The sequence below is a fragment of the Corynebacterium efficiens YS-314 genome, from assembly GCF_000011305.1.
Classification (GTDB): Bacteria; Actinomycetota; Actinomycetes; order Mycobacteriales; family Mycobacteriaceae; genus Corynebacterium; species Corynebacterium efficiens.
This window is the reverse complement of sequence record NC_004369.1, coordinates 679,578-691,974: the sequence shown is the minus strand read 5'-3', so window position 1 is coordinate 691,974 and position 12,397 is coordinate 679,578. Positions and strand designations below refer to the sequence as shown.

The following is a 12,397-nucleotide window of genomic DNA, read 5'->3' as shown; positions in this document are numbered from 1 at the left end:
TAGACTCGGTCTCCATGAGCCTCTCAACCGCGTCCCCCACCATCGTCTGGTTCCGCGATGATCTCCGCATCCGTGACAACGCCGCCCTGGCCTGGGCCGCCGACCGGGGGCCGGTGATCGGCCTGTTCATCGACGAGGACCAGCCCCGCGCCCTGGGTGGTGCCGCGCGCTGGTGGCGCGACCGCAGTCTGACCCTGCTTGTCGACGCCCTGGCCACCCACGGGGTTCCCCTCCTGCGGCGCTCCGGCGATCCGGTGGTGCTGCTGACGGAGGTGGTCCGTGAGACCGGGGCTGCTGCAGTGACCTGGAACCGCCGCTACCACGGACCACTCCGCGAGAGGGATGCTGAGATCAAGACACAGCTGCGGGAGCAGGGGCTGGAGGTGCACAGTCATGCCGGGTTCCTGCTCACCGAACCGTGGGAGGTCACCAGCGGCGCAGGCACCGGCTACAAGGTCTACACCCCGTTCTCCAAGGCGGCTTTCCCCCTGGCAGACGAATCCGCCGCCCGGCTGGGTGATCCGATGCCCGCTCAGCTGACCGGCCCCGACACCCCGGTGGCGGACACCGGTGGAATCGATGCGCCCGACCCCTTCTGGGCCGCGGAGATGGCCACCCACTGCCGCCCCGGTGAGCAGGCCGCCCTGGACCGCCTCGGAGATTTCCTCGACCGGATGCGTGAACGCGGTGGCTACGCCGACGGGCGCGATGAGATGGCCCGTGCGGTCACCAGCGGATTATCCCCCCATCTGCGGTTCGGTGAGATCAGCGTGCACCGGGTGTGGGAGGAGATCACGGCCGCTGCGGACGCGGGAGACATCGATGCCACCGATGCCCAGGTGTTCCGCAAGGAGCTGCTGTGGCGTGATTTCGCCTGGCACCGCCTCTACGCCCTGCCCGACATGGCCACCACCAACGTCCGCGAACAGTTCAACCGCTTCGGCTGGGCGTGGGATGAACACGAGGCCGCCCGGCTTGTCGACGGCCGCCACCCCCTGTCCCCCACCTCCTCGGATGAGTTCCACGTGGCCCTGGCGGCCTGGCGCGCCGGGCGCACCGGCATCCCCCTGGTGGATGCCGGCATGCGGGAGCTGTGGGCAACCGGCTCCATGCACAACCGCTCCCGCATGGTGGTGGCCAGTTTCCTCACCAAGAACCTGCAGATCCACTGGCGTCACGGCGAGGAATGGTTCTGGGAGACCCTCGTGGACGCCGATCCCGCCTCCAACGCCTTCAACTGGCAGTGGGCTGCGGGCAGCGGTGATGACGCCTCCCCGTATTTCCGCATCTTCAATCCGGAGACGCAGGCGAGGAAATTCGATCCGGATGAGACATATATCCGACGCTGGATCCCGGAGTACGGCACCCCGGAGTACCCCGCCCCGATCGTGGATCTGAAGGAATCCCGGCGCGAGGCGCTGGATGCCTATGAGGCGGTTAAATAACCGAGTCCACCCCGTCGCGGGCCGCCTTGAGGATATTGCGGCGCATGAAGGGGAAGATCACCGAGTGGAACGGTGAGACCACCCACCAGTACAGGTAGCCCTGCAGCCCCTTGGGTTCGAACAGTGCCCGCTGGGTGTAGGTGGAACCACCCTCTTCCTTGTCCTCGACCTCGAAGACCAGCCAGGCGTTGCCGTCGACCTTCATCTCCGCGGTGAGCACCAGCCGGTTGGGTGGGGTGACCTCCGTGACCCGCCACCAGTCGAGCCGGTCACCGGCCTTGAGGGTGCGGGGATCACGTCGTCCGCCCAGGCCCGGTCCGCCGATGAGACGGTCCGCGATACCTCGCAGACGCCACAGCAGTGGTGCGGAATACCATCCGTTGGGCCCACCGAGCCCCTCGATGATCGGCCAGACCTGTGCCGCGGTGAGGTCGGTGGTCTCGGTGCGGACATCCTCGTAGAGGGTTTTACCCGCCCACTCGGGGTCGGTGGGGTGGCTGGCCCAGGCGGGTACCCCTTCCTCCTCCTCGGTGTCACCGAAGCGTGTCCAGCTGCGGTCCCAGGAGGTGGGCACCCCGCGGTCCCCCTCGGCGGCCAGGGCGAGTTCCACCGCCCGGCGGTAGTCGATGAGCCCTCCCGGGGGATCCGGGATGATATCCCTGATGCTGTGTTCCTCGGTGACGGCATCCTCCGCCATGGACTGCGCCAGCGGGAAGGTGAGTTGGAAGGGCACCGGGGTGACCAGGCTGATCCAGAATCCGCTCAGCCTGTCCATCGGCAGATTGAGCGGGATGGAATGCACCCGTCGCTTCAACCCGCGCACATCGGCGTAGATGCGCAGCAGATCGGCGAATTCGTAGGTCTCACCGCAGCCGATGTCACAGGCCTGGTTCACCGGTTCATCCAGGTCCGCCGCGGAGACCAGGTAGTGCAGGGTGTCACGGATGGCCAGCGGTTCAATTTGATTGGTGATCCACTGCGGTGCAGTCATGATGGGCAGGCGTTCGGTGAGGTGGCGGATCATCTCGAAGGAGGCGGAACCGGAACCGATGAGGGTGGCGGCCCGCAGGATCAGTGAGGGGGTGTCGCTGTTCAGCAGGATCTGCGCCACCCGTTCGCGCGAGCGCATGTGTTTGGACAGGTCCTCCAGTGCGCGGTCGCGGGGATGCAGACCGGACAGGTAGACCATCTGTTTCACCCCGGCGCGGTCGGCGGCGCCGGCGACATTCTCCGCGGTGCGGCGTTCCTGTTCCTCGAAGTCGATGTCCTTGCCACCCATGGAGTGGACGAGGTAGAAGGCCACATCCACATCCTGGAACAGGGCATCCAGGTCGGCGGGTTCGATGAGGTCGGCCTCGACCATCTCCACCTCGGTGTGCCAGTCGAATCGTTCCAGGCTCTCTTTCCGGCGGGAGGTGGCGCGCACGGTGAAACCGGCGGCGAGTAATTCGGTGACGAGGCGACCCCCGACATAGCCGGTGGCCCCGGTGACCAGGACGCGGCGTTGTGGATGGCGGGCGCGGTAGGTGAGGGTGGGCTGGATGTGGCTGTTCATGGGCGCGAGTATAGGGATTTTCCATGGTGTGGCTCATCACAGTGCCGTGAGGTGCATCTTTGCAGAGACATCCCCAAACGAACCGGTTTGTAGTACACTTCAAGAAGTATTAACTTTTAAGATAATATAAACAGAAACAAAGCGAGTTTCATCATGCGCCTGTCCAGAAAACTCACCATCGCAGCGCTGCTGTCCGCACTCTCCATCACCGGGGTCAGCACGGCCCAGGCCCAGGACATCTTCGACGGTGGTCGCCTCGCCGGCGGTTCATCCCAGATCACCAACCTCAGCTCCACCCCGGAGAGCCAGGCACTGCCGGAGGTCGACCAGAAGGTGGACCTCGAGCGCTACCAGGGCAAGTGGTACCAGGTCGCGGCCATCCCACAGCCCTACACCCTGCAGTGCTCCAATGACACCACCGCGGAATACGAGAAGATCGATGAGAACACCATCTCCGTGGCCAACTCCTGCGGCACCCCATTCGGCCCCTCCGTCATCCAGGGCAAGGCGACGGTGCGCTCCGACGCCTCCCTCAAGGTCACCTTCGGGGGCGTGCCCTTCCAGACCGAGGAGGGCGAGCCGAACTACCGCGTGACCTACCTGGAGGACGACTACTCCCTGGCGATCGTGGGCAGCCCCAACCGCCTGTCAGGTTTCGTCCTGTCCCGCACCCCGGACCTGAGCCCTGAGGACTGGACCAAGGTCCGCAACATCACCGAGGACCGTGGCTGGTGGTCATGCGCCTTCGTGACCGTGCCAGCAGCAGGCAGCAAGACCGACGTCGCACCACTCTGCACCCTGTAGAAACCACCGGGAAACACAACAGGCCCCAGGGGGATCATGATCCCCCTGGGGCCTGAAATATTTACGCCACTAGCCGGACTTGGCATCCTGACCTGCTGGCGGTGCAGCAGCGCGCGAACCGGCATCACCCTCGGCCCAGGCGGCATTGGAGAGGGAGAGCTCATTGGCCATATCCTCGAGGAACCGGATAACCACCTCGCGCTCCTCACTGGTGAGGCGTTTGGCGGATTCAAAACGACGCGCCTGATGCCTGCCCAGGGTCTCCATGGCCTCGGCACGGGTGGCCTGGGTGACCTCAAGGGCGAACGCACGACGGTCAACCGGGTGAACCTTTCGGATGATATGTTCACCCTTTTCCAGACGGTTGAGCATCTTGGTCACCGATGCCGGAGACAGGTTGAGGTGTGCACCCAGCATTCCGGGGGTCACCACCTGACCGGTATTGCCCGCCACCATCAGATAATGCAGGGCACGCATGTCCTGCGCGCTGAGCGCCATATAACGCGAGGCGGCCGCGGCGACGGCCCGCTCGGTGTCACGGAGATTCGCCAGCGCCTTCATCAACCGACCGATCTGCGCGACATCAGCTGGTGACACGTCTGAACGGTCGATGAGCTCGCTGCGCGGGTCACTCGATTTCACATCATAGAGATTGTTGAGTGGCGACTCGTCCCCGTGTTTTGTTTCGGATTCCTGCATAGATCAATGATAACGCCTTTTTCTTTCAATGTCAGATACTGTTAAAAATTGAAAACATTAACCTTTAAGATATTATTGTCGGGTATGCAGGTATACTTGCTCACACCACCGTTGTTGGACCCCTATTTCCCACTCGGAGTACAGAAAAGTCGTAAATGGTGACGTGGTGGCGTAACTGACAGGTTTTGACAGGCGATATTCGAAATGGACAACGGCATGACACTGACAACCGAGCAGTTGGCTCCCCCGGGCTTCGACTTCAATGAGGAGATCTACCGGGAACTCAATCGCACCTTCTCCTCCCTGTCTAACCGGTGCAGTGGTTACGGGCCGGAATTCCGGGCCTGCCTCGACACCGCATTCCAGGCACTCCGTGGTGGCAAACTGGTGCGCCCCCGCATGCTCCTGGGCACCCACCGCACCATGACCGCAGATGCGACGGCAGGCACGGCCAACCGCGAGGCCGCCCTGCAGATCGCGGTGGCCACGGAACTGCTGCACTTCGCCTTCCTGGTCCATGATGATGTCATCGACGGGGATCTCTACCGCCGCGGCAAGCTCAACTTCATCGGCCAGATCCTCAAACAGCGTGACCCCGACAACTTCTCGGACAGGGGCCCGGATCCGGAGCATCTGCACTGGGCATGCTCCAATGGCATCCTCATCGGCAATCTCTTCCTGGCCGCCACGCACCAGGTCTTCGCCCGGGTTGATCTGCCCCACCCCACCCGCCTGCGACTGCTGGACCTGCTCGACCACACCATGAACGACAGCCTGGTCGGGGAATTCCTCGACGTCGGACTCAGTAGCCGGGCGATCACACCCGATATCAGCACCGCCCTGGAGATGAGCCGGCTGAAGACCGCCACCTACACCTTTGAACTCCCTCTTCGTGCCGCGGCCATCCTGGCCGGGCTGTCGGAGGAGGATGAGCAGAAGGTCGGTGTGATCGGCACCCACCTGGGCACCGCGTACCAGCTGCAGGATGACTACCTCTCCACCTTTGGCGAAGCAGCCGAACACGGCAAGGATTCCTTCTCCGACCTCCGGGAGGGCAAGGAGACCACCATCATCGGGTTCGCCCGCGCCACCCGGTACTGGAAGGACATCGAGGTCAACTTCAACAACGCCGAGCTCACCACCGCGCAGGGGGAACAGATCCGCGATCTGCTCATCCAGTGCGGTGCGGAGGAGTACTCCCGCGACACCATCAGGCACCACCTGGATGCGTGCCGCGCCTCCATCGCAGACCTGCGCAGCAACCTGAACCGTGAGGTCATCGACCTGCTGTTCGCCCAGGTTGATCAGCTGGACAACCGCCGGTCCTGATCACCTCCATCCACCACCCACCCCCTTTGTGAAACGGAAACGACCACCATGTCTACTCGCATCAGCACACCCCCCGACCCGGTTCAGGGTGATAAGCCCCGGAAAACCGGGCCTGCGCGTTGGGTCCGGGTCCTCCTCCCCGCGGTCCTGATCCTCGTCTGGCTCGCCGCCGCCGGGGTCGGGGGACCGTACTTCGGCAAGGTCGGTGAGGTCTCCTCCAATGACCAGACCGCCTACCTGCCCGAGTCCTCTGATGCCACGCAGGTGCAGCAGCAGCTGGGTGAATTCAGTGACTCTGACTCCATCCCGGCGGTGGTGGTCATGGTCGGTGATGAACCGCTGACCGAACAGGAGATCGGTGAGCTCAATGCGGTGGTGGCCGGTTTAACCGAGTTGGAGGGTGTCGGTGCGGAGGTGTCCCCGGCCATCCCGTCCGAGGACGGTCTGGCGGTCCAGGCGTTCGTGCCCATTGACAGTGGTGCGGAAGTGGCGGATGTCGTCGACAAGCTCTCTGAGACGTTGAGTGGGCAGACGCCGGACAACGTGACCACCTATGTCACCGGACCCGCCGGGTTCAGCGCCGACCTCGGCGCTGCGTTCGCCGGTATCGACGGGTTGCTGCTGGCGGTCGCCCTCGCGGCGGTCCTGGTGATCCTCGTTTTCGTCTACCGTTCCTTCATTCTGCCGATCGCCGTGCTGACCACCAGTATCTTCGCCCTGACCGCCGCACTGCTGGTGGTGTGGTGGCTGGCCAAGTGGGAGATCCTGCTGCTGTCCGGCCAGACCCAGGGCATCCTGTTCATCCTGGTCATCGGTGCAGCCACCGACTATTCACTGCTGTATGTGGCCCGTTACCGCGAGGAGCTGCGCCAGTACCGGGATAAGGCCACGGCCACCCTCAAGGCCATCCGCGCCACCATCGAACCGGTGCTGGTCTCGGGCAGTACCGTCATCGCGGGTCTGCTGTGCCTGCTGTTCAGTGACCTGAAATCCAACTCCACCCTGGGGCCGGTGGCCTCCATCGGCATCATCTTCGCCATGCTCGCCGCCCTGACCCTGCTGCCCGCGCTGCTGTTCGTGTTCGGTCGTGCGGCCTTCTGGCCGAAGCGCCCCGCGTATGAGCCCGAGGTGGTCCGCGAGGAGGGCGGCATGCCGTCCAAGGGTATCTGGACCAAGGTGGCACGCCTGGTGAAGAACCATCCCCGCGCCATCTGGGTTACCACCCTCATCGTCCTGCTCGCCGGCGCTGCCTTCGTGCCCACCCTCAAGGCCGACGGTGTCTCCCAGTCCGATCTGATCCTTGGCGCCTCCGAGGCCCGCGACGGCCAGGAGGCCCTGGGCGAGCACTTCCCGGGTGGTGCGGGCAGCCCCGCCTACGTGCTCACCGATGAGACCAATCTGCAGCAGGTCGCCGATGTCCTGCTCTCCGATGACAGTTTCGACGGTGTCACGGTCTCCAGTACTGAATCCCCGGCCGGTTCCGCACCGCTCACCGCGGACGGGATCGCCCCCATGGGCCCCGGTCCCGCACCTGCCCCGACCGTGGTGGACGGGCAGGTTCTCATCCAGGCCACCCTGGTCGATGCACCGGATTCCCAGGAGGCACAGAACAGTATCCGTGACCTGCGGGCCACCTTCGCCGATGAGAACATCGACGCCCTGGTCGGTGGTGTGACCGCCACCGCCCTGGATACCAATGAGGCCTCCATCCAGGACCGCACCCTGATCATCCCGATCGTGCTGGTGGTCATCCTGGTGATTCTCATGCTCCTGCTGCGGTCCATCGTGGCCCCGGTGCTGCTCATCATCACCACGGTGATCTCCTTCGGCACCGCCATCGGTGTCTCCGCGCTGCTGTTCAACACCGTCTTCGACTTCCCCGGCGCGGACCCGGCCGTCCCGCTCTACGGGTTCGTGTTCCTGGTGGCCCTGGGCATCGACTACAACATCTTCCTGGCCACCCGGGTGCGGGAGGAGACCGTCAGGCACGGCACGAGGGAGGGCATCCTGCGTGGTCTGGCTGTCACCGGTGGTGTCATCACCTCAGCCGGTCTGGTGCTGGCCTCCACCTTCGCGGCGCTGTATGTCATCCCGATCCTGTTCCTCGCGCAGATCGCCTTCATCGTGGCCTTCGGTGTGCTCATCGACACCTTCCTGGTCCGTGCCTTCCTGGTGCCGGCGTTGTTCTACGATATCGGGCCGAAGGTCTGGTGGCCGTCTAAACTTGCTTCCCAGAAGCACGAGGATTCCGTGGCCGCCGACAAGGCCCGCGCCGCACACAACCCCCGCACTGAGGAGCTCGTAGAGGCATGACGCAGCATCAGCTGACCAACCGGTCGGTATCTTTTCTCAACAGCGCACTGGGGCTGTACAACAGGGTGGCGGTCAAGGCCTCGCACCAGGTGATCAAGCGGTACTCCACCAGTTTCAGCATGGCCACCCTGATGTTGTCGCCGCAGATCCGGCGGGACATCCGCAACCTGTACTCGGTGGTGCGCATCGCCGACGAGATCGTCGACGGCACCGCGCTGGCCGCCGGGTACACCCCAGCCGAGCTGGGCACGCTTCTCGACGACTACGAGGCCGCCGTCCTCGCCGCGCCCGCGCAGCATTTCCACACCGATCTGGCCCTCCAGGCCTACGGCGACACCGCCCGGCGCTGTGATTTCCAGGAGGAGCACGTGGTGGCGTTCTTCGCCTCCATGCGTCGGGACCTGACGGCCAGTGAGCACGACCCGGGTAGTTTCGAAGCCTATGTCTACGGTTCCGCCGAGGTCATCGGCCTGTTGTGCCTGAGCGTGTTCAACCAGGGCCGACCTGTCAGCGAGGCCCGCCAGCAGCGCATGCGGGAGGGCGCCCGTGCCCTGGGTGCCGCCTTCCAGAAGATCAACTTCCTGCGTGATCTGGCCGAGGATCAGCAGGAACTGGGGCGGACCTACTTCCCCGGCACCACCGCCGGGGCACTGACCGAGCCGCAGAAACAGCAGCTCATCGCTGATATCCGGGTGGATCTGTCCACTGCCGAACGCACCTACCCGGCACTGCCGGTGCAGGCGCGGATCGGTGTGATCGCGGCGGCCCTGCTGTTCGAGGGGCTCACCGACCGGATTGAGCAGACCCCGGCAGTGAAACTGCTGGAGGAACGCATCAGTATCCCCATCACCACCAAACTCATGATCCTGGGCAGGGCCACCGTGAAGGGTCTGTCCATGAGCATCTACAGAAAGAAGCAATAGGCATGACCGGAAACAACAGGGTTGGTTCAGCAGTAGTCATCGGTGCCGGCGTGGCAGGACTTGCCACCGCCGCCCTCCTGGCCCGCGATGGCTGGGATGTCACCGTTGTGGAGAAGAATGCCGATGTGGGTGGCCGCGCCGGCTCCCTCGAGATCGACGGTTTCGACGGTTTCCGCTGGGACACCGGGCCGTCCTGGTATCTCATGCCCGAGGCCTTCGACCACTTCTTCGCCCTGTTCGGCACGAAGACCGAGGACCACCTGGACCTGGTGGACCTGACCCCGGGTTACCGGGTGTTCTCCGGGGATACGACCACGGTGGATGTGCCCACCGGTCGTGAGGAGGCCGCTGCGCTGTTCGAGTCCATCGAGCCGGGCGCCGGGGAGAAACTGCTCACCTATCTCGACGGGGCGGAGGATGCCTACAACATCGCCATCGACCGTTTCCTTTACAACACCTTCTCCGAACTCGGCCCCCTGCTGCATAAGGATGTGCTCAGCCGTGCCGGCCGCCTGGCCTCCCTGCTGACCCGTTCACTGGAGTCCTATGTCAACAGCCAGTTCGAGAACCCCATCCTGCGGCAGATCCTCACCTACCCGGCGGTGTTCCTGTCCTCACGCCCCGAGGGCACCCCCTCGATGTACCACCTGATGAGCCACACCGACCTGGTGCAGGGTGTGAAATACCCGATCGGCGGGTTCACGGCGGTGGTCACCGCGCTGCACAAGCTGGCCACCGAGCACGGGGTGAACTTCCGTCTGTCCACCGAGGCCATCTCCATCAACACCACCAAGGTCGGTGGCAAGACCATCACCACCGATGTCAGTGTCCTGCACGACGGTGAGCTGGAGAAGATCCCGGCGGACATCGTGATCTCCGCGGGCGATCTCCACCACACCGAGAACAACCTCCTGCCGAAGAAGCTGCGCACCTACCCGGAGCGCTACTGGTCCACCCGCAACCCCGGCATCGGTGCTGTGCTGGTCTACCTGGGTGTGGAGGGCAAGTTGGAGCAGCTGGACCACCACAATCTGTTTTTCAGCGAGGACTGGACCGATGACTTCGCCGTGGTGTTCGACGGCCCGCAGGCCACCCGTCCCTCCAATGCCTCCGAGTCGATCTACGTCTCCATGCCATCCGCCTCCGAGGACGGTGTGGCACCGGAGGGGCATGAGAACCTGTTCATCCTCGTGCCCACCAAGGCCACCAGCAGCATCGGTCACGGGGATGCCTACCTGCCGGAGGCCTCCGCCGCGGTGGAGGCCATCGCCGAACATGCCATCGACCAGATCGCAGCCCAGGCCGGGATTGAGGACCTGCGGGAGCGGATCGTCGTCAAGCGGACCCTCGGCCCGGCCGACTTCGAGCGCCGCTACCACTCCTGGCTCGGCAGTGCGCTGGGCCCGGCGCACACCCTGGCGCAGTCCGCGTTCCTGCGCGGACGCAACAAGTCACGCAAGATCGACACCCTCTTCTACGCCGGTGCGACCACCGTGCCGGGTGTGGGCATCCCCATGTGCCTGATTTCCGCGGAGAATATCCTCAAGCGACTCCACGCCGACACCACACCCGGTCCCCTTCCGGAGCCGGTGCCCAATGCTGCCAGATCAGTAGGGTAAATACGTGACTGATTTCCTGATGTCCTTCATCTATCTGGGTTCGCTGATCGTCTTCATCGGCTGCATGGTGTTGTGTGACCACCGGTGGAAGCTCGGCTTCTTCCGCAACGCACCCCGTGCCGCCCTGGCGATCGGTGTCACCTATGTCGGATTCCTGCTGTGGGATGTGCTCGGCATTGTCACCGGCACCTTCTACCGTGGTGATTCCCCCTATATGACGGGCATCGACTTAGCTCCCCACATGCCGATTGAGGAGCTGTTCTTCCTGTTCTTCCTGTGCTACCTCACCCTGAATCTGACCTCCGCGGTCAGCCTGGTGTTGAAAACCCCGCTGCCTGAGCAGCGGGGGGCCACCACCCAGCCCGCCAATACCGGCGCAACCACCGGGGAGGCCCAGCCATGACCTATGTCCTCATGAGCATCCCCTTCCTGGTGTTCGCACTCGTGGCCTTCGTGCTCAAACGGGCCAACGGCACCAGGCAAATCACCTGGGTCACCCTGCTGACCACCCTCATCCTGTTCGTGTTGACGATCATCTTCGACAACATCATGGTGTGGGCCGATTTCTTCGGTTACGGCGACACCCAGCACTTAGGCATCTGGATCGGCCTCATCCCGATCGAGGACCTCTTCTATCCGCTGTTCGCTGCCCTGCTGATCCCCGCGATCTGGTTGCCGGGCAAACTGTGGCGCAGGAACACCACCACCGCGGACACATCTTCTGACGCTGAAAGGGCATAACTCATTGTGATGGACACGATCCGTGTGGTGTTCTCCTCCTCCCGCCCCATCAGCTGGGTCAACACCGCCTTCCCCTACGGCCTGGCCTACCTCCTCGGGGGTGGCAGTATGGACTGGCTGTTCTGGGTGGGTGTGATCTTCTTCCTCATCCCCTACAACATCGCGATGTACGGGATCAATGATGTCTTCGACTATGAATCGGATATCCGCAACCCCCGCAAGGGTGGTGTCGAGGGCGCTGTGGTGCCGAAGAGATACCACCCCACGCTGCTGTGGGCGTCGTCGATCACCACCATCCCCTTCCTGGTGGTGCTCTACGTCGCCGGCACCTGGATGTCCACACTGTGGTTGACCATCTCGGTGTTCGCGGTCATCGCCTATTCCGCGGCGGGCCTGCGGTTCAAGGAACGTCCGCTGCTGGACGCGATCACCTCCTCCACCCACTTCACCTCCCCGGCGCTGGTCGGTGCGACCATCACGGGTGCCGATATCTCCACCGCGATGTGGCTCGCCCTGGGGTCGTTCTTCCTGTGGGGCATGGCCAGCCAGATCCTCGGGGCGGTGCAGGATGTGCGTGCCGACCGCGAGGCCGGCCTATCCTCCATCGCCACCGCCATGGGTGCCCGCGGCGCCGCACGACTGGCCACGATGCTCTACCTCGCCGCCGCCGCCCTGGTGTTCCTGCTGCCCTCACCCGCGTGGATCGTCGGCACCGCCGCGTTGACCTATGTGCTCAACTCCGGTCGTTTCTGGAACATCACCGATGACACCTGCGAAAGCGCCAACCGTGGCTGGAAGGTCTTCCTCTGGTTGAACTACCTGGTCGGCGCGGTGGTGTCCATGACCCTGATCAGCGTCTACCTCGTGTAGGGGAGCTTGTCGACGCCCCGATCCCGCTCACGGTTACGGGCTCAGGGAAAGCCCACCTGCTGAAGGAGTCCCTCAGCAGGTGGGCTTTATTGTGGGGTG

At 64.0% G+C, this 12,397-nt stretch carries 11 protein-coding genes; 9 read left to right on the top strand and 2 right to left on the bottom strand.

From position 1 onward, the window contains the following. Positions 1–14: 14 nt before the first annotated feature. The gene (locus CE_RS03375; RefSeq protein ID WP_006769674.1) at positions 15–1,445 is read left to right on the top strand and encodes a cryptochrome/photolyase family protein; all 1,431 of its coding nucleotides are present in this window, start codon (positions 15–17) and stop codon (positions 1,443–1,445) included. Here the strand turns inward: CE_RS03375 and CE_RS03370 are convergent. Further along, positions 1,438–3,000 carry an SDR family oxidoreductase gene (locus CE_RS03370; RefSeq protein WP_006769675.1) on the bottom strand — a complete coding sequence of 521 codons (1,563 nt, stop codon included), beginning with the start codon at positions 2,998–3,000 and terminating at the stop codon, positions 1,438–1,440. The genes CE_RS03375 and CE_RS03370 overlap by 8 nt on opposite strands. Before the next feature lie 153 nt (positions 3,001–3,153). Here CE_RS03370 and CE_RS03365 point away from each other — a divergent pair, with 153 nt between their 5' ends. After that, positions 3,154–3,804: a lipocalin family protein gene (locus tag CE_RS03365; protein ID WP_006769676.1), complete on the top strand. Its 651-nt coding sequence runs from the start codon at positions 3,154–3,156 to the stop codon at positions 3,802–3,804. A gap of 69 nt (positions 3,805–3,873) precedes the next feature. Here the strand turns inward: CE_RS03365 and CE_RS03360 are convergent, their stop codons facing one another. Continuing rightward, complete coding sequence (locus tag CE_RS03360; protein WP_006769677.1) at positions 3,874–4,503, bottom strand: MarR family winged helix-turn-helix transcriptional regulator; 630 nt, start codon at positions 4,501–4,503, stop codon at positions 3,874–3,876. Positions 4,504–4,707: 204 nt separating this feature from the next. Here CE_RS03360 and CE_RS03355 point away from each other — a divergent pair, with 204 nt between their 5' ends. The 7 genes from CE_RS03355 to CE_RS03325 are packed head-to-tail and all read left to right on the top strand — an operon-like array spanning position 4,708 to position 12,298. After that, positions 4,708–5,832: a polyprenyl synthetase family protein gene (locus CE_RS03355; RefSeq protein WP_006769678.1), complete on the top strand. Its 1,125-nt coding sequence runs from the start codon at positions 4,708–4,710 to the stop codon at positions 5,830–5,832. Positions 5,833–5,880: 48 nt separating this feature from the next. Next, complete coding sequence (locus tag CE_RS03350) at positions 5,881–8,145, top strand: MMPL family transporter (RefSeq protein ID WP_006769679.1); 2,265 nt, start codon at positions 5,881–5,883, stop codon at positions 8,143–8,145. Beyond that, positions 8,142–9,068 carry a phytoene/squalene synthase family protein gene (locus tag CE_RS03345; protein ID WP_006769680.1) on the top strand — a complete coding sequence of 309 codons (927 nt, stop codon included), beginning with the start codon at positions 8,142–8,144 and terminating at the stop codon, positions 9,066–9,068. Before CE_RS03350 ends, CE_RS03345 begins: the two co-directional genes overlap by 4 nt. A gap of 2 nt (positions 9,069–9,070) precedes the next feature. Further along, the gene (locus CE_RS03340; RefSeq protein ID WP_006769681.1) at positions 9,071–10,687 is read left to right on the top strand and encodes a phytoene desaturase; all 1,617 of its coding nucleotides are present in this window, start codon (positions 9,071–9,073) and stop codon (positions 10,685–10,687) included. A 19-nt stretch (positions 10,688–10,706) separates the two neighbouring features. Beyond that, positions 10,707–11,090 (top strand): lycopene cyclase domain-containing protein, encoded by a 384-nt coding sequence (locus tag CE_RS03335; protein ID WP_006769682.1) that lies wholly within the window; start codon positions 10,707–10,709, stop codon positions 11,088–11,090. Then, the gene (locus CE_RS03330; RefSeq protein WP_006769683.1) at positions 11,087–11,428 is read left to right on the top strand and encodes a lycopene cyclase domain-containing protein; all 342 of its coding nucleotides are present in this window, start codon (positions 11,087–11,089) and stop codon (positions 11,426–11,428) included. The genes CE_RS03335 and CE_RS03330 overlap by 4 nt, the downstream gene beginning before the upstream one ends. Before the next feature lie 9 nt (positions 11,429–11,437). Further along, the gene (locus CE_RS03325) at positions 11,438–12,298 is read left to right on the top strand and encodes a prenyltransferase (RefSeq protein ID WP_006769684.1); all 861 of its coding nucleotides are present in this window, start codon (positions 11,438–11,440) and stop codon (positions 12,296–12,298) included. The last annotated feature ends 99 nt before the right edge of the window (positions 12,299–12,397 follow it).

Coding starts and splice junctions, on each gene's coding strand:
- CE_RS03375 (WP_006769674.1), top strand. CDS start 15: ATGAGCCTCTCAACCGCGTCCCCCACCATCGTCTGGTTCCGCGATGAT.
- CE_RS03370 (WP_006769675.1), bottom strand. CDS start 3,000: ATGAACAGCCACATCCAGCCCACCCTCACCTACCGCGCCCGCCATCCA.
- CE_RS03365 (WP_006769676.1), top strand. CDS start 3,154: ATGCGCCTGTCCAGAAAACTCACCATCGCAGCGCTGCTGTCCGCACTC.
- CE_RS03360 (WP_006769677.1), bottom strand. CDS start 4,503: ATGCAGGAATCCGAAACAAAACACGGGGACGAGTCGCCACTCAACAAT.
- CE_RS03355 (WP_006769678.1), top strand. CDS start 4,708: ATGGACAACGGCATGACACTGACAACCGAGCAGTTGGCTCCCCCGGGC.
- CE_RS03350 (WP_006769679.1), top strand. CDS start 5,881: ATGTCTACTCGCATCAGCACACCCCCCGACCCGGTTCAGGGTGATAAG.
- CE_RS03345 (WP_006769680.1), top strand. CDS start 8,142: ATGACGCAGCATCAGCTGACCAACCGGTCGGTATCTTTTCTCAACAGC.
- CE_RS03340 (WP_006769681.1), top strand. CDS start 9,071: ATGACCGGAAACAACAGGGTTGGTTCAGCAGTAGTCATCGGTGCCGGC.
- CE_RS03335 (WP_006769682.1), top strand. CDS start 10,707: ATGTCCTTCATCTATCTGGGTTCGCTGATCGTCTTCATCGGCTGCATG.
- CE_RS03330 (WP_006769683.1), top strand. CDS start 11,087: ATGACCTATGTCCTCATGAGCATCCCCTTCCTGGTGTTCGCACTCGTG.
- CE_RS03325 (WP_006769684.1), top strand. CDS start 11,438: ATGGACACGATCCGTGTGGTGTTCTCCTCCTCCCGCCCCATCAGCTGG.